Source organism: Streptomyces hoynatensis (assembly GCF_003626535.1).
Lineage (GTDB): Bacteria > Actinomycetota > Actinomycetes > Streptomycetales > Streptomycetaceae > Streptomyces > Streptomyces hoynatensis.
Genome location: NZ_RBAL01000011.1, coordinates 142826 through 164713, shown reverse-complemented (window position 1 = coordinate 164713; position 21888 = coordinate 142826). Strand labels below are relative to the sequence as shown.

At 75.6% G+C, this 21888-nt stretch carries 16 protein-coding genes and 1 pseudogene; 1 reads left to right on the top strand and 16 read right to left on the bottom strand.

Features of this window, described 5'->3' with window-relative positions:
- Positions 1-132: 132 nt before the first annotated feature.
- Together D7294_RS19675 and D7294_RS19670 are read right to left on the bottom strand one after the other, a co-directional pair.
- Complete coding sequence (locus D7294_RS19675; protein ID WP_120681552.1) at positions 133-1383, bottom strand: NAD(P)/FAD-dependent oxidoreductase; 1251 nt, start codon at positions 1381-1383, stop codon at positions 133-135.
- Between the two features lie 84 nt (positions 1384-1467).
- Entirely contained in the window at positions 1468-2463 is a 996-nt protein-coding gene (locus D7294_RS19670) for a uracil-DNA glycosylase (RefSeq protein WP_120681551.1), read from the bottom strand.
- 81 nt (positions 2464-2544) lie between these two features.
- Between D7294_RS19670 and D7294_RS19665 the strand changes: the two genes are divergently transcribed.
- A complete protein-coding gene (locus tag D7294_RS19665; protein WP_120681549.1) occupies positions 2545-2973 on the top strand; it encodes a DUF488 domain-containing protein in 429 nt (142 codons plus the stop codon).
- Here the strand turns inward: D7294_RS19665 and D7294_RS33880 are convergent.
- The 14 genes and pseudogenes from D7294_RS33880 to D7294_RS19595 form a co-directional block, all read right to left on the bottom strand.
- Complete coding sequence (locus D7294_RS33880; protein ID WP_338325669.1) at positions 2970-4382, bottom strand: serine/threonine-protein kinase; 1413 nt, start codon at positions 4380-4382, stop codon at positions 2970-2972. The two genes, D7294_RS19665 and D7294_RS33880, sit on opposite strands and share 4 nt — an antisense overlap.
- Positions 4383-4733: 351 nt before the next feature.
- Complete coding sequence (locus D7294_RS19655; protein ID WP_120681547.1) at positions 4734-6230, bottom strand: CoA-acylating methylmalonate-semialdehyde dehydrogenase; 1497 nt, start codon at positions 6228-6230, stop codon at positions 4734-4736.
- Positions 6231-6336: 106 nt separating this feature from the next.
- The gene (gene iolD / locus D7294_RS19650; protein WP_241562502.1) at positions 6337-8199 is read right to left on the bottom strand and encodes a 3D-(3,5/4)-trihydroxycyclohexane-1,2-dione acylhydrolase (decyclizing); all 1863 of its coding nucleotides are present in this window, start codon (positions 8197-8199) and stop codon (positions 6337-6339) included.
- Between the two features lie 107 nt (positions 8200-8306).
- Complete coding sequence (iolB, locus tag D7294_RS19645) at positions 8307-9158, bottom strand: 5-deoxy-glucuronate isomerase (protein WP_120681642.1); 852 nt, start codon at positions 9156-9158, stop codon at positions 8307-8309.
- A 179-nt stretch (positions 9159-9337) separates the two neighbouring features.
- Positions 9338-10213, bottom strand: a pseudogene (locus D7294_RS19640) (Cgl0159 family (beta/alpha)8-fold protein); the annotation flags it as partial.
- Positions 10210-11235: a 5-dehydro-2-deoxygluconokinase gene (gene iolC / locus D7294_RS19635; RefSeq protein WP_120681640.1), complete on the bottom strand. Its 1026-nt coding sequence runs from the start codon at positions 11233-11235 to the stop codon at positions 10210-10212. The pseudogene D7294_RS19640 and the gene iolC, both read right to left, overlap by 4 nt.
- Positions 11236-11260: 25 nt before the next feature.
- Positions 11261-13996 carry a glycoside hydrolase family 38 N-terminal domain-containing protein gene (locus D7294_RS19630; protein WP_120681543.1) on the bottom strand — a complete coding sequence of 912 codons (2736 nt, stop codon included), beginning with the start codon at positions 13994-13996 and terminating at the stop codon, positions 11261-11263.
- The gene (locus tag D7294_RS19625; RefSeq protein WP_120681541.1) at positions 13989-15161 is read right to left on the bottom strand and encodes a Gfo/Idh/MocA family protein; all 1173 of its coding nucleotides are present in this window, start codon (positions 15159-15161) and stop codon (positions 13989-13991) included. The genes D7294_RS19630 and D7294_RS19625 overlap by 8 nt, the downstream gene beginning before the upstream one ends.
- Entirely contained in the window at positions 15158-16075 is a 918-nt protein-coding gene (locus tag D7294_RS19620) for a sugar phosphate isomerase/epimerase family protein (protein ID WP_120681539.1), read from the bottom strand. The genes D7294_RS19625 and D7294_RS19620 overlap by 4 nt, the downstream gene beginning before the upstream one ends.
- Positions 16066-17280: a CehA/McbA family metallohydrolase gene (locus D7294_RS19615; RefSeq protein ID WP_120681537.1), complete on the bottom strand. Its 1215-nt coding sequence runs from the start codon at positions 17278-17280 to the stop codon at positions 16066-16068. The genes D7294_RS19620 and D7294_RS19615 overlap by 10 nt, the downstream gene beginning before the upstream one ends.
- Positions 17277-18398 (bottom strand): ABC transporter ATP-binding protein, encoded by a 1122-nt coding sequence (locus D7294_RS19610; RefSeq protein ID WP_120681535.1) that lies wholly within the window; start codon positions 18396-18398, stop codon positions 17277-17279. Before D7294_RS19610 ends, D7294_RS19615 begins: the two co-directional genes overlap by 4 nt.
- Complete coding sequence (locus D7294_RS19605) at positions 18398-19318, bottom strand: carbohydrate ABC transporter permease (protein ID WP_241562492.1); 921 nt, start codon at positions 19316-19318, stop codon at positions 18398-18400. The genes D7294_RS19610 and D7294_RS19605 overlap by 1 nt, the downstream gene beginning before the upstream one ends.
- Positions 19315-20283, bottom strand: coding sequence for a carbohydrate ABC transporter permease (locus D7294_RS19600; RefSeq protein WP_241562491.1), 969 nt, complete (start codon positions 20281-20283; stop codon positions 19315-19317). Before D7294_RS19600 ends, D7294_RS19605 begins: the two co-directional genes overlap by 4 nt.
- Positions 20261-21643, bottom strand: coding sequence for an extracellular solute-binding protein (locus D7294_RS19595; protein WP_120681533.1), 1383 nt, complete (start codon positions 21641-21643; stop codon positions 20261-20263). Before D7294_RS19595 ends, D7294_RS19600 begins: the two co-directional genes overlap by 23 nt.
- Positions 21644-21888 lie beyond the last annotated feature (245 nt).

Genomic DNA, 21888 nt, shown 5'->3' with positions numbered 1-21888 from the left:
GGTGTGTGGGGCGCGGGAGTGCGCCCACGCCGCGCGCCGCGCGCCGTCGCGCGCGCGGGGTGAGGTGACCCATTGTCAACTGCGCAAGTGTGCAGAGTCGTTGCGGGGAGGGCGGGACCGGCGGGGGCGGGCTCAGCCGCGCGGCCCGGCGCGGTCGAGGAGGGCCGTGGGCGGGACGGCCGCGTCGGCGAGGCGGGCGGGGTCGACCGGCCGGCCCGCGCGCACCAGGGCGGCGAGCGGGACCATGGCGCCCGGCATGTTGACGCTCATCGCGGCGAGCGGCCTTCCCTCGCCCAGCCAGAAGGCGAGGAACTCCCCTTCTCCCGGGTCCCCGCGCAGCACCACCCGGTCGCACTCGCCGGGCGCGACGTGCCCGACGTACTCCATGCCGAGCCCGTACTGGTCGGTGAAGACGTACGGCAGCCGGTCGTAGGCGGCCTCGCGCCCGAGCATCGCGCGCGCGGCCGTCCGCGGCTGGTGCACCGCGTTGGCCCAGTGATCCACGCGCAGGTGCCTGCCGAGCACCGGGTGGAAGGCGCAGGCCACGTCTCCCGCGGCGAACACGCCGGGCGCCGAGGTGCGCAGCCGCTCGTCGGTCTCCACGCCGTCCCGCACCCGGAGGCCGGCCGCGTGGGCCAGCCCGGTGTTGGGCACGTCGCCGATGGCCACCACGATCACGTCCGCCTCGATGTGGGTGCCGTCGGAGAGCTGCACGCCCTCCGCGGCCCCGCCGCGGCCGGTGATCTCCGCCGCCTGCACGCCGAACCGCAGGTCCACGCCGTGGCCGCGGTGCAGGTCGGCGAAGACCGCGGAGACCTCGCGGCCCAGCAGCCCGAGCAGGGGCAGCTCGGTCATCTCCAGCACGGTGACGTCCAGGCCCGCCTGCCGGGCGACGGCCGCCGTCTCCAGGCCGAGCCAGCCCCCGCCGAGCACGACCAGCCGGGAGGCGGTGCGGAACGCGGCACGCAGCCGGTCGCTGTCCTCGATCCGGCGCAGCCGGCGCACGCCCTCCAGCTCGGCGCCCGGGATGTCGAGGGGACACGGGGTGGAGCCGGTGGCCAGCAGCAGCGCGGCGTAGCCGATGCGGGTGCCGTCGCGGAGCACCACCTCGTGCCGCCCCGGGTCGAGCGCGGTGGCGGGCAGGCCGAGACGCAGGTCCACCTCGTGCTCGGCGTACCACTCGGGCGGGTGCACGAGGAGGCTCTCGCGCGGCTCGGCGCCGCTCAGGTAGCCCTTGGAGAGTGCGGGGCGCTCGTAGGGCGGCTCGCGCTCCTCGCCGATCAGGACGAGGGGCCCCTCGTAGCCCTCCTCGCGCAGGGTCCGCGCGGCCACGGCCCCGGCGAGGCCGGCGCCGACGATCACGTGGGCGGCGGGCGCGGGCACGGTCAGCTCCCGGCCCGGGACGTCGGCGCGGGCCGTGGCGCGGCGTGGCGCCGCGCGAGTCGCCGTGCGAGCGAAGGGATCATGTCACCGCCGTTCCTGTCCGCTTCCGCCATCCTCCGTCTCCCGCGGCCGGCTCGCATCCGCAGGCCGGGCGCCGCCCGGCACCGGGAGGCCGGCCGCCGCGGCCGCCTCGGCGAGGACGGCGCGGAACATGGCGGGGGTGAGGCGGCCGGTGAAGACGTTCCGCTGGCTGACGTGGTAGCAGCCGAAGACCGTCAGCGCCCGCGCCTCGCCCGCCGGGCTCCCGCCCCCCGGGCTCCCGGCGCCCGCCTCGTCCCGCGCGCCCGCCGCCTCCCGCGCGCCCCCCGCCCGCGTCGCGCCCCCGGCGCCTCCTGCCGCCTGCGCGCCTCCCGACCGCTCCCGGCCCTCCGCCCGCCGCAGCGTGAGCCGCGCGCCGTGGCCGAACGCGGGCCGGGGCCGCGGCACCTGCCAGCCCGCGCCGCCGAGCGCCGTCAGCACGGCCTGCCAGCCGAAGCCGCCGAGCGCCACCACCGCGCGGACTCCTGGCAGCAGCCCCAGCTCCCGCGCCAGCCACGGCAGGCAGGTGTCCCGCTCGGCCGGGGTGGGCCGGTTGCCCGGCGGGGCGCAGTGCACCGGCGAGGTGATGCGCACCCCGCGCAGCCGCAGCCCGTCGTCCCGGCTGAGGGCCGTGGGCTGCGAGGCCAGCCCCAGCTCGTACAGCGCGGCGTACAGGAACTCGCCCGAGCGGTCGCCGGTGAACATCCGGCCGGTGCGGTTGGCGCCGTGCGCCGCGGGCGCCAGGCCGCTGATCAGCAGCGGCGCCTCGGGCGGGCCGAAACCCGGCACCGGGCGCGACCAGTAGGTCCACTCCCGGAACGCCTCGCGCCGCACCCGGCCCGCCTCCTGCCGCCAGGCCACCAGCCGCGGGCAGGCCCGGCAGCGCACCAGCTGCTCCTCCAGCGCCTCCGGCGTCCCGGCCGCCGCGGCGGCCGCGGCCGGGAAGCCCGGGTGGTCGGGGGCGGGAGAGGCGGCCTTGGGTGCCGCGGGCCGGTCGGGCATGAGGCGCGCTCCTCGGGGTAGTCGGGCGGGGTACGGCGCGAACCCTGCGCCGCACAACCCACAGGTCGGGGTGAGGACAGCATGGGCGACACGAGCCACGACAGCGGACACGACACCGGCGAGAGCGCCGGCATCAGGTGCCGGCGCGTGTACGAGGACGCCGACGGCGCGGACGGGACCAGGGTGCTGGTGGACCGGGTGTGGCCGCGTGGCCTGCGCAAGGCCGACGCGCGCCTGGACGCCTGGCTGCGCGACGTCGCCCCCTCCACCGAGCTGCGCCGCTGGTACGGGCACGAGCCGGCGCGCTACCCGGAGTTCCGCCGCCGCTACCTGGCCGAACTGCGCGAGCCCGGGCGGCGCGAGGCCCTGGCCGAGCTGTCCAGGCTGGCGGACGGCGGGCCCCTGACGCTGCTCACCGCCACCAGGGACGTGGCGCACAGCCAGGCCGCCGTGCTCGCCGACCGGCTGGCCCACGGGAGCCGAGGCCCCGGCCCTGGCGGGCCGGCCTAGGAGGCGGGACCGAGGTCGACCTGCTGGAGCAGGGACATGGTCGAGCCGATCTTCACCTCGTAGTCGTGCCCCTCCAGGTCCACGTCGATGACGGCGCCGTCCGCGGTCAGCCGCAGGTCCCAGCGCAGCGGGGAGCAGTCGGCGTCGATCACGTCGACGATGTCCAGGCCGGTGGCCAGGTCGTTGTAGAGCCGCACCGCCGCCACGGCCCTGGCGTCCCGGCTGAGCACCAGCGCCGTCTGGTGCTCCTCGGTGCCGCTCAGGACGTTCTGCGGGGTGGCGCCCTCCACCAGCCGGTACTGGTTGAACACCTTCGACTCCCGCGCCAGGTACTGGTCGAGGCAGGAGGCGGCCCCGGCGCCCGCGCCGTCCTGGGCGCGGGCCGCCTCGTCGTCGTCCGTGGCCCGCGCGAGCAGGAGCAGGGCCGCCGCCACCACGGCGGCCAGCGAGGTCGCCGCCACCGCCAGCCTGAGGGCCGCCTGCCGCTTCTCCTGCTTGCGGCGCGCCGCCGCGGCCGGCGGCGGGGCGGCCACCGCGCGAACGTCCGCCTTCACCGCGGGCGGCAGCCAGCCCTCCGCCCGGCGCTGCCCGGCCCCGGAACCCAGGGCCCGGCAGGCCTCGGCGACCTCGGCGGGGGAGGGGCGGTCGGCGGGGGCCTTGGCCAGGCAGCGCAGGATCAGCTCCCGTATGGCCTCGGGGCACTCCTGCAGCCGCGGCCGCTCGTTGACGATCCGGTAGATGAGGGCGGGCACCTGGCCCTCGCCGAAGGCGTGCCCGCCCGTGGCGGCGTAACAGGCCACGGAGCCGAGGGAGAAGACGTCGGAGGCGGGCGTGACCCGGCCGCCCGTGGCCTGCTCGGGCGCCATGTACGCCGGCGTGCCCACCCGGGCGCCGGTGTCGGTCAGCGAGGTGGCCTCCGCGGCCCGGGCGATGCCGAAGTCGATCACCCGCGGGCCGTCGGCGGCCAGCAGCACGTTGGCCGGCTTGAGGTCGCGGTGGATGACGCCGGTGGCGTGGATGGAGGTCAGGGCCTCGGCCACGCCGGCGACCAGGTGCAGCACCGAGTCCAGGGGCAGCGGGCCGTGCCGCTGCACGGCCTGCGACAGCGCGGGCCCCGGCACGTGCGCGGTGGCCAGCCACAGCGGCGGCCGCGAGGTGCTGCTGTCGAGGACGGGCACGGTGAACGGGCCCTGCACCCGCCGGGCGGCGCCCACCTCGTGCCGGAACCGCCGCCGGAACTCCGGGTCCTCGGCGAACTCCGGCCTGATCACCTTCAGCGCCACCGGCTGCCCGCCCCTGCTGTGGCTCAGGTAGACCGTCCCCATGCCGCCCGAGCCGAGGCGGCCGCGCAACCGGTACCCGCCGACCTCCCGGGGGTCCCCCGGCCTCAACGGTTGCAGCAGGTGCACGGCTCCGCCCCCCGAATCGTGTGCGATGTGTGAGCGCTTCGTTACCGCACGATGCTAGCCGCCGCCCGGGAGGCGCGGGGGGTGGCGCGGAGCCGCGGACCGCGGGCGGCACCCGCCCCTGCGCGGGTCTCGCCGACGCGCGCCCGCGCCCCTCCCGGCCGCCGTGCGCCGTCCCGTTCGCGCCCCCGCGCCCCCCGCGTCCCCGGCCCGGCCGGGGCCCGCCCACCTCGGGGAACGCGTCCGGCACGGGCCCGGCAGGCGGCCGGAACGCGCCCGGCGGCGGCCGGAGGCGGGTCTGCGGGCCGCGGCCCAGGCGGGGGCGGCCGGACGGCAGGCCGCCGGGGGGAGCGCTCAGGCGCCGGAGGGGAAGCCGAGGTTGACGGCGCTCTCCGCGGGCCGCGGCCACCGGGTGGTGACGACCTTGCCCCGGGTGTAGAAGCGGATGCCGTCCTCGCCGTACACGTGGAGGTCGCCGAACAGCGAGTCCTTCCAGCCGCCGAAGGAGTGCGAGGCCACCGGCACCGGGATCGGCACGTTGACCCCCACCATGCCCGCGGCCACCTCCAGCTGGAAGCGGCGGGCGGTGCCGCCGTCCCGGGTGAAGATCGCCGCCCCGTTGCCCCAGGGCGAGGCGTTGATCAGCGCCAGGGCCTCCTCGTAGTCCGCCGCCCTGACCACGCAGAGCACCGGGCCGAAGATCTCGTCCCGGTAGGCGTCCATCGCGGGGGTCACCCGGTCCAGCAGCGAGACGCCGAGGAAGAACCCCTTCTCGTGGCCCTCGACGACCAGTCCTGTGCCGTCCACGACCACCTCGGCGCCCTGCGCCCGGGCGCCGCCCACATAGGAGGCCACCCGGTCGCGGTGCTCCGCGGTGATCAGCGGCCCCATCTCCGAGGCCGGGTCGTCGCCCGGGCCGATGCGCAGCGCGCGCGCCCGCTCGGCGATGGCGGCCACCAGCGCGTCGGCGGTGTCCTCGCCGACGGCCACCACCACCGAGACCGCCATGCAGCGCTCGCCCGCCGAGCCGTAGGCGGCGCTGACGGCGCTGTCGGCGGCCACGTCCAGGTCGGCGTCCGGCAGCACCAGCATGTGGTTCTTCGCGCCGCCGAGCGCCTGGACGCGCTTGCCGTGGGAGGTGGCCGCCCGGTGCAGGGCGCGCGCCACGGGCGTGGAGCCGACGAAGCTGACGGCGGCCACGTCCCGGTGGGCCGTCAGCCGTTCCACCGTCTCCCGGTCCCCGTTGACGACGTTGAGCGCCCCCGCGGGGAAACCGGCCCGCGCGGCCAGCTCCGCCAGCCGCAGCGCCGCCGAGGGCACCTTCTCGCTCGGCTTGAGCACGACGGTGTTCCCGCAGGCCAGGGCCAGGGGGAACATCCACAAAGGCACCATCGCCGGGAAGTTGAAGGGCGTGACGCAGGCCACCACCCCCAGCGGCTGCCGCACCGAGGCGACGTCCACGCCCGTGGACACCTGGGTGGACAGCGCGCCCTTGAGCTTCTCCGGCACGGCGCAGGCGAGTTCGACGACCTCCAGGCCGCGGGCGATCTCCCCCAGCGCGTCCGCCCGCACCTTGCCGTGCTCGGCGGTGATCAGCGCGGCCAGCTCCTCACGCTCGGCGTGCAGCAGCTCGCGGTAGCGGAAGAGCAGCGCGGTGCGGCGCGCGAGCGAGGTCGTGCGCCATTCGCGGAACGCCTCCGCCGCGGCGGCGACCGCCCGGTCGACCTCGGCCGGGCCGGCGAACGCCACCCTGGCCGCCTCGGCTCCGGTGGCGGGGTCGTAGACCGTGCCGTGGCGGCCTGAGGTGCCGGCCGCCGGCTTGCTGTCGACAAAGTGGCCGATGGTCTTCATCAGAATCCTGGTCTCCTGGCTGCGAGTTCGTGGGGCCGCCCGCGGCCCCCGGGGGAGGCGGGCCGCCCGCGCCCGGGGGAAAGCGGTGGGCGGGCGGCCCGGTCGGCTACAGGTGGCGGCGGCGCTCCGCGGCCCGGCGCTCGTAGGTCTCCCGGGCGGCCCGCGCCGCCGGGCGCGAGGCGGCCCCGGCCACCGGCACGTCCCACCACGCCTGCGCCTCGGGGGCGGTGTCCGCCGGGTCGGTCTCCACGTAGACGCAGGTGGGCCGCTCGTCGGCGCGGGCCGCGGCGAGCGCGGCGCGCAGTTCGCGGTACGTGCCGGCGCGCAGGACGTGCAGGCCCAGCGAGGCGGCGTTCGCCGCCAGGTCGACCGGCAGCGGGTCGCCGGTGTAGGAGCCGTCAGGGGCGCGGTGCCGGTAGGCGGTGCCGAAGCGTTCGGCGCCGGTCAGCTCGGAGAGCCCGCCGATGGAGGCGTAGCCGTGGTTCTGCACCAGGACCACGTTGATGCCCAGGCCCTCCTGCACCGCGGTGACCAGCTCGGTCGGGTTCATCAGGTACGTGCCGTCCCCCACCAGCGCCCACACCGGGCGCCCTGGGGCGGCCAGGGCGACGCCGATGGCGGCCGGGATCTCGTAGCCCATGCAGGAGTAGCCGTACTCCAGGTGGTACTGCCGCCGGTGCCTGGCGCGCCACAGCTTGTGCAGGTCTCCCGGCATCGACCCGGCCGCGTTGATGACGACGTCCTCCTCGCCGACGACCTCGTCCAGCGCGCCGATCACCTGGGTCTGGGTGGGGCGGGCGTCCTCGTCGGCCGGGGTGAGCGAGGCGGCGACCCGGGCCTCCCAGCGTTCCTTGCCGGCGGCGTACTCCGCCGCGTACCCCGCCTCCACCCGGTGCCCGGCCAGCGCCTTGCGCAGCGCGGCAAGGCCGGCGCGGGCGTCGGCGATCAGCGCCAGGGCGCCCATCTTGTGCGCGTCCGCGGGGGAGTTGGTGAGGTTGACGAAGCGGACGCCGGGGTGGGCGAACAGGGTGTGCGAGGCGGTGGTGAAGTCCGTCCAGCGGGTGCCGATCCCCAGCACCAGGTCCGCGCGCCGCGCCAGCGCGTCGGCCGGCTCGGTGCCGGTGTGGCCGATGCCGCCCAGGTCGCAGGGGTGGTCGTGGCGCAGCGAGCCCTTGCCCGCCTGGGTGGAGGCGACGGGGATGCCGGTGTCCTCCACCAGGGCGCGCAGCGCCTCCTCGGCCTCGCTGTGGTGCACGCCGCCGCCCGCCACGATCAGGGGGCGCCGCGCGGCGCGGATCGCTTCGGCCGCCGCGGCGAGCGCCCCCGCGTCCGGGGCCTGGCGCGGAACCTGCCACACCCGCTCGGCGAAGAAGCCCTCGGGCCAGTCGAACGCCTCCGCCTGCACGTCCTGCGGCAGGGCCAGCGTGACGGCGCCGGTCTCCACCGGGTCGGCCAGCACCCGCATCGCCGCGAGCGCCGCCGGAATCAGCGCCTCCGGCCGGTGCACCCGGTCGAACCACCGGCTGACCGGGCGCAGCGCCTCGTTGACCGAGACGTCCCCGGCCGAGGGGTGCTCCAGCTGCTGGAGCACCGGGTCGGCCGGCCTGGTCGCGAAGGTGTCGCCCGGCAGCAGCAGGACCGGCAGCCGGTTGATCGTGGCCAGCGCCGCGCCCGTGACCAGGTTGGTGGCGCCGGGGCCGATCGAGGTGGTGACGGCCTGCGCCGACAGCCGGTCGCGCTGGCGGGCGAAGCCGACGGCGGCGTGCACCATCGCCTGCTCGTTGCGGCCCTGACGGAACGGCAGTACCGCGCCGGGACCCTGGCCGCTCTCCACCAGCGCCTGCCCGATCCCGGCGACGTTGCCGTGCCCGAAGACGCCCCACACCGCGTCGATCAGCCGATGGCGGCGGCCGTCGCGCTCGGTGAACTGGCAGGCCAGGAAGCGGATGAGGGCCTGCGCGACGGTCAGGCGGCGGGTGCCGCCGCCCGCGGGGCCGGGGCGATCGCCCCCCTCGGGGGCGGGGGAGTGCGCCGGGGGGCTCGCCGGCCGGGGCGGCGCATCGTTTCGTGGAGCGTTCACCTGGACACCTCCGGAGGATGGTGGCGCGGCAGGCGGGGGTCCACGGCCTCGGCCTCCCAGGCGCCCCTGACCCAGGCGTGCCCGGGGTGGTCCCTGATCAGCCAGGCCCGTTCCTCGCCGGGCCCCGCCATGACGTTGAGGTAGTACATGTCGTGCCCGGGCGCGGCGATCGAGGGCCCGTGCCAGCCGTCGGGAATCAGCACGGCGTCCCCCGAGCGGACCTCGGCCAGCAGCTCGGTGCCGCGGCCCCGCCCGGAGGAGGTCACCCGCTGGTAGCCGAAGCCCGGCACGGCCTCGGCGCCGGGGGAGGGCGCGATCTCGAAGTAGTAGATCTCCTCCAACTCGGACTCCTCGCCCGGGCGTTCCTCGTCGTGCTTGTGCGGCGGGTAGGAGGACCAGTTGCCGCCGGGGGTCAGCACCTCCACGGCGATCAGCCGGTCGGCCTCGAAGACGCCGGCGGCGGCGAAGTTGTGCACCTGCCGCGAGCAGGCCCCGGCCCCGCGCAGCTCCACCGGCACCCCGCCGGCCGGCCCGTACCTGGCGGGCAGCCGCCGCCCGCAGCGCGCCCCGGCCAGCGCGAACCTGCCGCCCTCGGCCGAGGAGAGCGCCACCCGCGCGTCGCGCGGCACGTAGGCGAAGTCGGAGACGCCGGAGAACACGTCCGGCCTGCCGTGCAGCCGGAACGTCTCGCCCCCGGTCTCCACCGTGCAGCCGCCCGAGAGCGGCAGCACGATCCACTCGCTGTCGCCGGTGGCGAAGGAGTGCCGCTCGCCCGGCCCCAGGGGCAGCACGCGCAGCGAGGAGTACGCCCAGCCGGCGCGCTCCGGGGAGACGTCGAGCGTGTACATCGCCCCCGAGGCGGTACCGGCCGGCAGGTGGCAGCGCGCCGTCTTTCCGGCCGGACCTTCGGTCGTGTCCCTCACCCCAGTCTCCCTTCCGGCGTCGTCTGCCGTGGTTCTCCCGCGGTGGCGAAACCGCCGGGCGACGCCGCCCCGTTCGCCCCCGCCTCCGGGCGCGGCCCCTCGCGGAGCAGGCCGACCGCGGTGGTCACGGCCCGCAGGACGTCGCCGTCCGGCGGGTAGAGCAGCGAGCGGCCCACCACCAGGCCCCGCACCGTCGGCAGCCGCAGCGCCGCGCGCCACTTCTCGAAGACGGCGTCCTGGTCGCCGCTGACCTCGCCGCCCAGCAGCACCGCCGGCAGCGTCGAGGTCTGCATCACCTGGCCCATCAGGTCCGGGTCGTCGGTGACCGGCACCTTCAGCCAGGTGTAGGCCGAGGTGCCGCCGAGCCCCGAGGCGATGGCGATGGAGGTGGCCACGGCCTCGGCGCTGAGGTCGTTGGTCACCTTCCCTCCCACCCGCCGGGAGATGAAGGGCTCGACGAAGACGGGCAGCCGGCGCCTGGCCATCTCGTCGATGACGCGGGCGGTCGCCGCCATCGTGGCCAGCGAGCCGGGATCGGCATAGTCGATGCGCAGCAGCAGCTTGCCCGCGTCGAAGCCGAGCCGCTCGATGTCCTGGGCGCGGTGGCCGGTGAACCTGTCGTCGAGCTCGAAGGCCGCGCCGGCCAGCCCGCCCCGGTTCATCGAGCCCATCACGACCTTGCCGTCGAGCGCGCCCAGCAGCAGCAGGTCCTCCAGGATGTCGGCGGTGGCCAGCACCCCGTCCACGCCCGGCTGCTGGAGCGCGAGCACGAGGCGCTCCAGCAGGTCGAAGCGGTTGGCCATGGCCAGCCTGTCCCCGCCGACGGCCAGGGCGCCGCGCGCCGGGTGGTCGGCCGCGACGATCATTAGCCGCCCGCTGTCGCCGAGGAGGGGGCGCCTGACCCGGCGGGCGGCGGCCTCGGCGATCGCCTCCGGATGCCGGGAGCGCACCGCGACCAGGTCGCTGATCCCGATGCTCACGGCAGGTTCTCCTTCCGCGCCGCCCGGGGCCCGTCCCCGGCGCCGTCTCCCGGCGGCCCGGCGGCCAGCAACTCCTCGACCTCGGCCGCGGCCGGCATGGCGGCGGAGCAGGCGAGGCGGCCGGCGACCAGCGCGCCCGCCGCGTTGGCGTACCGCGCCAGCCGCTCCGGCTCCCACCCGGCGAGCAGCCCGTGGCACAGCGCGCCGCCGAACGCGTCGCCCGCGCCGAGGCCGTTGACGACCTCGACCGGATGGGGCGGCACCTCGGCGCGGCGGCCCGCGCGGTCCACCACGAGCACCCCCGCCGGACCCTGCTTGACGAGGGCGAGTTCCACCCCGGCGGCGAGCAGCGCCTGCGCGCAGGCCCACGGCTCCCGCTCGCCGGTGGCGACCTCGCACTCGGCCAGGTTGCCGACGGCGACGGTGGCGTGCGAGAGCGCCTCCCGGTACGCCTCCCGCGCCGCCTCGGCCGAGCCCTCCGGCCAGAACATCGGGCGCCAATCCAGGTCGAAGACCGTCGCGACCTGCCCCGCGCCGCGGCCGGCGGAGCGGGCCGCGAGGGCGGCCAGGGTGGCCGACCTGCTGGGCTCCTCGCACAGTCCCGTGCCCGACATCCAGAAGATGCGGGCCGCGGTGACGGCCGCCAGGTCCAGCTCCTCCGGGCGGATCTCCAGATCGGGCGCCTTGGGCAGCCGGTAGAAGTACAGCGGGAAGTCGTCCGGCGGGAAGATCTCGCAGAACGTCACCGGCGTCGGGTAGGCGGCCACCGGCCGCACCCACCGGTCGTCCACGCCGAACTCACGCAGCGCCTGGTGGCAGTAGTCGCCGAACGGGTCGGCGCCCGTTCTGCTGATCACCGCGGCGCGGCGGCCGAGCCGGGCCGCCGCCACCGCGACGTTGGTCGGCGAGCCGCCGAGGAACTTCCCGAAGGACTCGACCCGCGCCAGCGGGACGCCGATCTGCAGGGGGTAGAGGTCGACGCCTATGCGTCCCATGGTGATGACGTCGAAGGGTTCGCTCATCATGGCTCCCGGGGGGCGGTGGCGGTCAACGGCTCAGCCGGACGGTGGCGATCTCCCAGGGCCGCATCGGCAGCGACACCGTGCCCCGGGGACCGCCGGGGCCCTCGGGTCCTTCGGCGCTCAACGGGCCTGCGGCGACCGGCAGTTCCTCGCCCGGGCGGCCCAGCAGGTCCACCCGCCTGGCCGCGGTGAAGTCCCCCGAGAGCCGCGCGGTGGCCGCCACGCCGCCCTCCGCGATCAGCCGCACCTCCACGCACCCCTCGCGCTCGCGGACGCTGCTCACCACCACGCCCTCGCCCGTCACGGCCGGCCCCGCGGCCGGCGGGGGCAGCGCCGTCCCGGTGGGCGCGGTCCCGGGAAGGGTGAACAGGCCGTGGCGGAACTCCTCCGCCGCCCGCAGCACCCCGCCGGCCGCCCAGTCCGCCGGCCCACCCTCGGCCGCGTCCTTTGCCGGGCCCTCCGGGTAGGGCAGCAGCGCCAGTTCGACCCGCCGCTCGCCGCGGGACTGGGCGCCCGGCGTGGGCACCTGGGGCCCGGCGGGCTCGTCGCGGTAGGCGTGGCGGTTGCGCGAGAGCGCCCCCACCGCGCGCAGCACGGTGAGCGAGAGCTCCGCGCCGCCCGAGGTCAGCTCGTACTCGCTGTACTCGGTCAGCAGCACGGCCAGCCCGCCCGCGGCCACGAAACCGGACGCGGGGAACGTCGGCAGCGGCTTCTCGCCGAAGCCGCCCTCCGCGTCGAGGCCGCGCTCGGTCACCGCGAACTGCCCCTCGGCGAAGGAGCGGTGTGCCCGCCGGGGCAGCGGCAGCCGCAGCCGCAGCCGGTGGTCGTCGCAGGGATTGTCGAAGGACAGGGTGAGCCGGGCGAAGCGCTCGGCGGCCCGCAGCTCGACCCGGGTGCGCACCGTCACCCGCCGCGTCTCGGCCGACCTGCCGTTCGCGGCGAAGTCCCCCGCCGCCGGCCAGTCGTACGTGCGGATCACCTCCAGGGAGGAGGCCAGCGGGTGGCTGGCCAGGGGCACCACCCGCACCGAGTGCGGCCGCTCCACCCGCACGTCCGCCGCCGGCGGCGCGTAGTTGTAGCTGTCGCCGAGGTCGCCGCCGTCCACCAGCGCGCCCAGGCCCTGGACGACGACCCCCTCCGGGGTGCGGAGGCTGAGTTCGCCCGCGGCGTCGACGGCCACCCGCAGCAGGCCGTTGTCCAGCACCCGCCCCTCGGCCCGCACGTCGTGCCGGGGCGGGGCGCCGGCCGGGGACTTCGCCTCCGGCCTGACCGCCGCATGCCCCAGCGCGGGCACCTCGGCCCACACCGGCACCGTGCGCCTGGGCACCGCCAGAATCCGCACCCGCAGCGGCCGTCCGGCCGCGCGCCCGGCCAGCGCGGCGCGCACCTCGGCCACGTCGAAGGGCACGTCGGTGTGCGCGGCCACCGTGAAGGTCAGCACGTCCTCGGCGTAGGACCAGCCGGTGACGTGCTGCCCGTAGAGCTCGGTGCCGTGCACCCTGGCCAGCGCCAAACCGGGCTCGGCCAGCAGGTCGTCGGCGAGCACCTCAAGGCCCTCACCCGGCGCGGGGGCGTCGAGGAAGACCACCCCGGAACGCGGCCAGGGCGAGGGGTTGAACACCAGGTGCGCCTCGCGCGGCACCGACCGCGCCAGCCTGCCGCCCACCAGGTCGCACACCGCGCGGCCCAGCTGCTCGGCCTCCGCCATCCTGGCCGCGACCTGCTGGGCCGTCTCGTCGCAGCCGCAGCCGGTCACCGAGTCGTGGCAGCTGACGGAGATCAGCTGCCGCCAGGCCAGGTCGAGGAAACGCCGCTCGCTGCCGTCGCCGTACAGCGCGGCGAGCGGCTCGGCGTAGCGCTCCACGGTGCGCTCGGCCCTGGCCATGGCCTGCTTGAGCGCGGGCCGCACCGAGAGCACCCCGGGCAGGATGTTGGACCTGGCGTGGGAGCGCAGCTCGCCGTGGATCTCGGGCAGGCCCGCCACGGTGGTGGGCAGCGCCTCGAAGAACTCGGCCAGCGTGGCCAGCCGGGTGGGCACGCCGGTGCGTGCGGTCGTCGCCGCCAGCCGCTCGGGGGCGTCGGCGGCCGGCGCCGTGTGGTCGGAGCCGTACATGCCGAGCAGCGGGGACTCCGGCTCGCCCGGCAGGGCCCAGCGGCCCATCCGCTCGGCCAGCGCGACCGTGCGCTCGTCGGTCAGCTCCGGGTCCTCCAGCAGCCCGGCCGCGTTGCCGTAGCCGCCGTCGGCCAGGAAGCGGGTGCGGATCGCGGTGCCGTCGGGGGCCACCCAGGCGAAGGTGTCGGTCGCCACCCGCGCCGGGACCCCGCGGTAGACGCAGGCGTGCGCGAGGCCCGCCCCGCGCAGGATCTGCGGCATCTGCGCGGCGTGCCCGAACATGTCGGGCAGGTAGCCCACCGGCATGGCCGCGCCCAGGTCGCCGGCCCGCCGGATGCCGCGCTCCAGGTTGCGCACCAGCTGCTCGCCCGAGCACAGGAACTCGTCCATGAGGATGTCCCACGGGCCGATCGCCAGCCGCCCCGACTTCACCAGGGCCGCGACCCGCTCCCTGGCCTCCGGCCTGACCTCCAGGTAGTCGTCCACGGCGGCCATCTGGCCGTCGAGGGTGAACCGCTGGCGCGGGTCACGCTCCATACGGTCGAGCAACTCGTCGAGCAGCGCCACCAGTTGCAGCCTGAACCGCTGGAAGGGCAGGTACCACTCCCGGTCCCAGTGGGTGTGCGGGACGATCACGAGTTCACGCATGCGCGGCCTCTCCTGTGAGGTTCAGCCCGTACCGCGTGGCCAGCCGGTGGGCCGCGCGCTGGGCGGTGACGACGTCGGCGAGGCCCTCGGCCACGCCGGACAGCGGGGGCGTGCCGCGGGTCACCAGGGCGTGGAAGGCGAGCAGTTCCGCCTCGAAGCCGCCGAGCGTGCCGCGGTGTTCCGCCCGCCGCTCCACCCCCTCGGCCGAGCCGACCTCGGTGAGCAGCGTCGGGGCGTTGAGCAGGTAGGGGGAGGGGAAGACGAGTTCCAGGGAGCCGGTGGCGTGGTGCACGGCGACGGTCTCCCGGTAGGCCGGGTAGTCGGGCAGGTAGAGCCAGCGGATGGCGTAGCGCCCGCCCTGCGGCAGCGGACCGGACAACTCCACGGAGGGCTGGGGCCGTTCCGCGGCCTCCGCGTGCCCGGGCGGCGCCCACACGGCGACGTGGTCCACGTCCGCCGGGGTGCCGGCGAACAGCCTGATGAGGGACAGCTCGTGGCAGATGCTGCCCAGCGTGATGTCGTACAGGGTGCGCACCGGGGCGGCCGGCTCCTCGCCCAGGGCGGTGCCCACCAGCTTGTCCTCCTCGGCCCGCAGCGCCGCGACGGCCTCGGGCGGCACGTCGCCCGCCGGGCGCGGCAGCCTGGCGAAGGCGAGCTGGGAGGCGGAGGAGGGGTGCAGCACGGTGACGTCCACCGCGTGCACGGCCTGCGGGCCGCCCACCTTCTGCAGCAGCCGCAGCATCCGCTGCGCGGCCGGGTCGTACTGCTTCATGTAGCCGACCATCAGCCGCTCGGCGCCCGGCACGTCGGACAGGGCGGTGATCTCCTCGCGGGTGAAGCCCAGGGGCTTCTCGGACAGCACCCGGTAGCCGCGGCGCAGCGCGGCCGTGGCGTAGCGGACGTGGGAACCCGAGGTGAGCAGCAGCACGGCGTCGAAGCCGCCGCGCTCCAGCATGGCCGGGACGTCGGTGTGCCGGTGCTCGGGCGCGATGCCGTAGCGCGCGCCGACGCGTGCGGCCAGCGCGGGGGACAGGTCGGCGACCGCGGTCAGCGAGAACCGGTCCGAGAGCCGTTCGAGGAGCGGCAGGTGGATGGTCTGGGCGATGACGCCGAGGCCGGCGACGGCGACCCTGACCCGCTCCTGCCCCTCGTTGCCGCCGCTCACAGGCCCGCCTCCCGCAGCCGGGCGCGGTTGGCGCGCTGGGCCGCCATGAGGCGGGCGGCGTCCCGGCCGGTGGGGGGCGCGTCCTGCTCGACGACTATCCAGCCCGTGTAGCCGATCGCGCGCAGCGTCGCGGCGACCGCCTCCAGGTCGATGTCGCCCGCGCCGAGCGGCGTGAACCCGCCCGCCGCGACCATGTCCATCAGGTCCCCGCCCGCCGCGGCGGATTCCGCGGCGAGGGCCCGCGAGGCGTCCTTGATGTGCACCTGCTTGATGCGTGGCGCCCAGTCGCGCAGCCCGGCCAGCGGGTCGCCGCCCGCCAGCCACAGGTGGCCGGTGTCCAGGCACAGCGAGACGTCGGTGCTCTCCAGCAGCCGCTCCACCTCGGCGGCGCTCTCCACGTCGGTGCCCAGGTGGGGGTGGAAGACCGGTTCGAGGCCACGCTCGCGGCAGCGGTCGGCGGCGCGCTGCACGCGGGAGGCGAAGCCCGCCCAGTCCGCGGGCTCCCCGTAGGCCAGGCCAGGGCGGGCGAAACGCTCCGGGTTGGGCGGGCAGGCGAGGGTGGGCCGCGGCGCGAACGCCGGGTCGGGGACCGGGACGGCGGTGAACATGTCCAGGGCCGCGTCGAGCCCGGCCAGGTCGGCGCGCCAGCCCGCCTCCTCGTGGTAGCGCAGGTCGACCCAGCCGCCGGCCAGGCCGAGGCCGGCCCGCTCCAGCGCGGCGGCAAGCTCCTCGCCGGTGCCGAGGTAGCCGATGGGGCCCGAGTCGACACCGTCGTAGCCGGCGTCGGCGAGGCCGGTCAGCAACTCGGCGGCGGTGAGAGGGGCGTCGTCGGGGGAGTAGATGCCGAAGTTGACCGGGGCGTTCGCCACCCGGGTCGTGCCCGCCCGCGTCGGCGGCACCGAAGTCACTGGCATAGCGCGATCACCTCGTTCTCGTAGGTCTCAAGCCGGTGCTGACCCGGCGCAGCCGGGAGCAGGGCGCGGTCGCCGCGCACCGGGAGGCGGCTCCCGTCGGGCCGCACCAGGGCGGTGCCCTCGGCGCCGAGCGCGAGCAGTTCGTCGCCCAGGCGCAGCAGCAGGGCGGCGCCAGGGCCCGCCGAGACGGCGGTGCGCCCGGCGTCCAGCGCGGCCAGCAGCCCCGCGGTGCTCTCCTCGGCGACCAGCAGCCAGGTGGTGGGCTCGCCTGGCAGCCCGTTGCCGCCCGGCCGGTGGAAGTCGCTGCCGCCGATGGCAATCACCTCGGGCCGCCAGGCCATCGCCCAGGCCAGCGGCCCGCCGTGGCGGCGGTCGCGCCAGTCGGAGTGCCAGACCTCGGCGTGCCGGGTGCGGCGCGGCAGCGGGTTGCGCCAGGAACAGTCGCCGCCCAGCGGGTGGTTGACGGACATGACGCCGCCGTGCTCCTCGGCGTGCGCCAGCCAGTGCCCGGCCGGGCGGCGGAAGTCGACCCAGCCGGTGTCGCCGAAGACGTTGGCGTGCCCGGTGTCGGTGGTGACCTCCTGGCCGGGCAGCAGCACGATGCCGTGCCGCTCGCCCGTGGGCCCCAGCTCGGGGTGGTGGCTGACGGTGTTGTGGTCGGTGACGGCCAGGAAGTCGAGGCCGCGTCCCGCGGCGAGCGCGGCCAGCTCGCCCACGGTCAGCGCGCCGTCGCTGTGCACGGTGTGGCTGTGGAAGTCCCCGGCCACCCACCGCATCCCGTCCACCTCGGGCAGGTCGCGGCGCGGGGGCCGCGGGGCGGGCGGCACCTCCTGCGGGGCGGGCGGCGGCGGCGCCGTGTCGGCGGTGGTGATCCGCACCTCGTAGTCGAGGCCGCCGGGCGGCACCCGGTGCAGCCGCAGCAGCACGTGCCAGCGGCCCGGCTCCGCCTCGCCCGGCAGGTAGCCGGGCGTGGCCCAGCCGGCGGCGACGGTGTAGGAGTCGCGGGCGCCGCCCGACCAGCCGCGGAAGCCCGCGGCGCCCAGGCAGCCCAGGTCGAGGACGCCGGCGGCGCGGTCGTAGGAGAGCTCCACGGCCACGGCGGCGGTGCCGGGCGGCACGTCGAAGGGCAGCTCGCGCAGGTTCTGCTCCAGCCGGTCGGCCAGGGTCCACCGGCCGCGGTGCACGGTCGTGGCGCGGGGGCTCACGCCGCCTCGCCCTCGCCGGGGCGGCCGGCCGGCCCGGACTCCGCCGGGGCCCGGTTCAGCAGTTCGCCGTCCCGGTAGAGGAGCGCGCGGTCGCGCCGGGGCACGGCGTGGCCGATCTCGCCGGGCGTCAGCCGCCGGTCCTCGTCCACCACGGCCTGCACGAACCCGCTCTCGCCCTCCAGGGTGACGAGCTGGGCGCTGCCCAGGTTCTCCACGACGCGCACCGCGCCGCGCAGCGCGCCCTCGGCGGGGCCTTCGGCCAGGCCCAGGTACTCGGGGCGGATGCCGTAGACGAGCTTCTCGCCCTCGGCGAGCCCCTCTTCCAGGCCCTCGGGCACCGGCAGCAGGGCCCCGGCCACGTCGATGCGGCCGCCCGCGACCTGGCCGTCCAGGAGGTTCATCGGGGTCGAGCCGATGAAGGAGGCGACGAAGGTGTTCGCCGGGTACCTGAACACCTCGGCCGGGGTGCCGAGTTGCCGGATGCGGCCGCTTTCCATCACGGCGATGCGGTCGGCAAGCGCCAGCGCCTCGGCCTGGTCGTGGGTGACGAAGACGGTGGTGACCCCGAGTTCGCGCTGGAGCCGCTTGAGGAAGGTGCGGGCCTCCAGGCGCATCCTGGCGTCCAGGTTGGACAGCGGCTCGTCGAACAGGAAGACCTGCGGGTGGCAGGCCATCGCCCTGGCGAGCGCGACGCGCTGCTGCTGGCCGCCGGAGAGCTGCCCGGGGCGCCGGTCCAGGTAGTCCGTCAGGCCCAGCTCGGCCGCGGTCTGCGCGGCCTTCTCCCGTCGCGTCGCGCCCGGCACCTTCTGGATGCGCAGCGGGTAGGCGATGTTGTCCGAGACGGACATGTGCGGGAACAGCGCGTAGTCCTGGAAGACCATGGCCACGTCCCGCCTGCCGGGCGGCAGGGCCGTGACGTCCCGGCCGCCGATGCCGACGCTCCCCGAGCTGGCGGTCTCCAGGCCGGCCAGGGTGCGCAGCAGGGTCGTCTTGCCGCAGCCCGAGGGCCCAAGCAGGGCGAAGAACTCGCCGTCGGCGATGGTCAGGTCAATGCCGTCGAGCGCCCGGACGCCGCCGGGATAGACCTTGGTCAGGGCGGCCATCGAGATGTCGGCCATCAGCGTTTGATCCCTCCGTGGAACCGGAATCCGTACCGGGAGCTGACGAGCAGGAACATCAGGACGACCGGCAGGGAGTAGAGCAGCGAGAAGGTGGAGATGAGCGCCAGGTCGGGCTGGCCGCCCTCGGTGTAGAAGGTGTACATCACCACGGCCGCGGGGGACTTCTCCGGCGAGCGCAGCAGCAGGAAGGGGATGAGGAAGTTCCCCCACACCTGGGCGACCGACCACACCGCGATGGTGGCCAGGCCCGGGCGCACCAGCGGCACCACGACGTGCCGCACGATCTGCAGCGGGGAGGCGCCGAACACCTGGGCGGACTCCTCGTAGGACCGCGGGGTGCCGTCCATGAAGTCCTTCAGGATGAAGATCGCGCTGGGCAGCAGGCCGCCGGTGAGCACCAGGATGACCCCGAGCTGGGAGTCGATCAGGTGCAGCTCGAAGGCCAGGTTGAACAGGGGGACCATGGCCGCGGTGCCGGTGACGATCGAGGACAGCAGCAGCAGCGTGTACAGCAGCGCGTCCCGGCCCGGCAGCCGCACCCGGCTGAGCGCGTAGGCGGCCAGCGCCGCGAACACCACCACCAGCACCCCGGTTCCGGCCGCGAGCAGCAGGGAGTTGCCCAGCGAGCGCATCGCGTACGGATTGTCGAAGAGGGTGTCGAAGTTCTGCAGCGTGAAGTCGGGCAGGGAGGCGGTGATGGTGGGCGTGCGGTCGAAGGGGGCGCAGGCCAGCCACAGCAGCGGTAGCGCGAAGAACGCGAGCAGCAGGCAGCAGAAGACGTAGAAGCCGATGCGCCGCACGGCCTGCCTGGCGCCCGCGAGCCCGGCCAGGTGGCCGGTCGCGGACGGGTCGGGCGGGGGGCCGCCGCGGCCGGGGGAGGAGTGCTTTTCGAGGTCGGTGGTCGCTTCCGTGCTCATGCGGGCGCGTCCTCCTTCCGCCTGCGCAGCAGCGTCATGTAGACCACCGCGATCACCAGGTTGATCAGCAGCATCAGCACGGAGATGGCCGCGCCGAAGCCGAGTTCGCCGTTCGAGAGCGCCAGCTTGTAGATGAAGACCGGCATCACCTCGGTCTTGTCCTCGGGGCCGCCGCTGGTCAGCAGGAAGGGCGTGAAGTCGTTGAACGTCCACAGGCTGATCAGCAGCAGGTTGGTGAGGATGTGCCCGCGGATGCGGGGGAAGACGACGTCCCGCAGCTGCTGCCAGCCGCTCGCGCCGGCCAGCCGCGCGGTCTCCAGGTGCGAGGGCGGCACGTTCCCCAGCGCGGCGGCGTACAGCATCATCGAGAACGCCGTGCCGCGCCAGATGTTGAAGACGATGATCGACAACATCGGGTGTTCGAGCAGCCAGGCGGTGCCCGGGGTGTGCAGCGCCGCGTTGAGCGTGCCGTCGTCGCGGTCGAGCAGCGCGATCCACAGGAAGGCGATGACCGAGCTGGGCAGGATCCACGCGGTCAGCACCAGCGCCTCGACCAGGCGGCGCAGCGCGCCGCGCCGGTTGCGCATCACCCAGGCGATGAGGAAGCCGAGCCCGGCCTGGCCGATGACGGCGGAGCCGACGACGAACTGGAGCGTGAGGCCGAGGGAGTGGCTGAAGCTGTCGTCCTTCAGGGCGTCCGTGAAGTTGTCCAGGCCCACCATCTGCGGGTCCGCCGCGGCCAGGCCGGTGAGGCGGTAGTCGGTGAGGCCGAGGTAGATCGTCCACAGCGCGGGGAACACCAGGAAGGCCGCGATCAGCAGCAGCGCCGGGGTGACGAACGCGGCGGCGCGCGGGCGCCCGAGGCCGGCCGCGTCCCGGTCCCGCGCGGGCCGCGGCGCCGCTCCGGCCTGGCCCCCCGCGCCGCGGGGGGCCAGGCCGGCGTCAGGAGGTGACGTGGTCGGCACCGCCGACGACCTCCTCGAGCCCGTCCTGGTAGTCCTCGGCGGCCTGACTCGGGCTGTCGCCGTCCACCACCGCGGCCGTCGCCTCCTGCAGCAGCGTGGAGACCTGCGGGTAGAGGGAGTCGGCGGGCCGGAAGATGGTGATCGGCAGCACCTGCTCGTTGATGAAGGTGAGCATCGGGTCGTCGGCGAGCACCTGCTCGTTCACGTCCGTGCGGGCGGTGATCTTGGGGGTGTCGGCGACCGAGGCGGTGACCGCCTCCGCCGAGTTCATGAACGTCAGCAGGTCCCAGGCCAGGTCGAGGTGGTCGCTGGCCGCGTTGAGGGTGCGCACGCTGCCGCCCGACATGCTGACGAAGTCCTGCCCGTTGACGCCCTGTCCGGGCTGCGCGGCCGGGATCAGCGCGTAGCCGACGGCCTCGTCGCGGTCCTCCATGGGGGCCACGCCGTTGTCGGGATTGACGACGCTGCGCCAGAAGTAGTCGCCCTCGGCGAGGATGCCGATCTTGTTCTCGGCGAACTCCTGGAAGGACTTGTCGCGGCCCTGGGTCTCCTGCTGGAGCTGCGGGTCGCCGAGGCCGCCGCCGTAGATGTCCTCGTAGAGGCCGAGGGCCTGCTCCATCCCGTCGCTCGCGCCGGTCCAGGAGCCGTCGGAGCTGATCTCCTCGCCGGTGCCCGCCAGCAGCGGCAGGATGCCCTGCATCGTGGTGGCCTCGCCCATGGCGGTGCCCGCGTTGAGCTGGATCGGGGTCACGCCGTCGAGCGAGCCGAGGGCCTCGCCTGCGTCGAGGATGTCCTGCCAGCTGGTCGGCTGCCAGTCCGTGGGCAGGCCGGCCTGCTCGAAGAGGTTCTTGTTGTAGAACAGCACGCGGCCGTCGGTGCCCCATGGGATGCCGTACAGGTCGCCGTCGAACGCGGCCAGTTGCTGCACCGCCTCGGGTATCTGGTCCCAGCCGTCCCAGGATTCGAAGTCCGGGGAGGTCTCGCTCAGCGGCTTGATGTAGCCGGCCTCGGCGAACTCGCCCAGCCAGATGCCGTCGAGCGACATGATGTCGGGGCCGGAGCCGGACTGGAGGTCGAGCGCGAGGCGGGACTTGAACTGCTCGTCGTCCACGCCGCTGGGCTCGAAGGTGACCTTGACGTCCACCCCGCGATCCGCCTCTGCCTCCTCGAAGTGCGGGATCACCCAGTTCTCGATCCAGTCGGCCTCCTCGGCGTTCTTGCCGCCGGAGATCGCGTTGGCCGCGATCTTCAGCTCGATCGTCCCGCCGGACCCTTCCGAGTCGGAACCACAGGCCGCGACGCCGAACGACAGGGCCAGCACCCCGGTGACAGCCCAGGCCCGTCTGGTCAGCACTCCCATGAGTCATCTCCTCGTTGAGAAGTTTGCCCCGGGAGACTTACATATTGACCAGACGACGTAAAGGCTTATTGTCTTAACGTTTTGGAGTGCGTACAGGGAACCACGTAACGTGACCGAAGAAGAGCCCTCCGACCGGCGCGGACCGGCGCCCAGCCACGCCGGCCGGCACCGGGGCACGCCGGCGCGGCCGCCGCGGACGCCGTCTGACGCCGCGTCCGGGCGCCGGGGCGACGGAGGGACCGGAC

What these genes read in the sequence shown, in the direction of transcription:
- D7294_RS19670 (WP_120681551.1), bottom strand. Translation starts at nt 2,463, where the DNA reads ATGCCCGACCGGCCCGCGGCACCCAAGGCCGCCTCTCCCGCCCCCGAC.
- D7294_RS19665 (WP_120681549.1), top strand. Translation starts at nt 2,545, where the DNA reads ATGGGCGACACGAGCCACGACAGCGGACACGACACCGGCGAGAGCGCC.
- D7294_RS19655 (WP_120681547.1), bottom strand. Translation starts at nt 6,230, where the DNA reads ATGAAGACCATCGGCCACTTTGTCGACAGCAAGCCGGCGGCCGGCACC.
- iolB (WP_120681642.1), bottom strand. Translation starts at nt 9,158, where the DNA reads ATGTACACGCTCGACGTCTCCCCGGAGCGCGCCGGCTGGGCGTACTCC.
- iolC (WP_120681640.1), bottom strand. Translation starts at nt 11,235, where the DNA reads ATGAGCGAACCCTTCGACGTCATCACCATGGGACGCATAGGCGTCGAC.
- D7294_RS19630 (WP_120681543.1), bottom strand. Translation starts at nt 13,996, where the DNA reads ATGCGTGAACTCGTGATCGTCCCGCACACCCACTGGGACCGGGAGTGG.
- D7294_RS19620 (WP_120681539.1), bottom strand. Translation starts at nt 16,075, where the DNA reads ATGCCAGTGACTTCGGTGCCGCCGACGCGGGCGGGCACGACCCGGGTG.
- D7294_RS19610 (WP_120681535.1), bottom strand. Translation starts at nt 18,398, where the DNA reads ATGGCCGACATCTCGATGGCCGCCCTGACCAAGGTCTATCCCGGCGGC.
- D7294_RS19605 (WP_241562492.1), bottom strand. Translation starts at nt 19,318, where the DNA reads ATGAGCACGGAAGCGACCACCGACCTCGAAAAGCACTCCTCCCCCGGC.
- D7294_RS19595 (WP_120681533.1), bottom strand. Translation starts at nt 21,643, where the DNA reads ATGGGAGTGCTGACCAGACGGGCCTGGGCTGTCACCGGGGTGCTGGCC.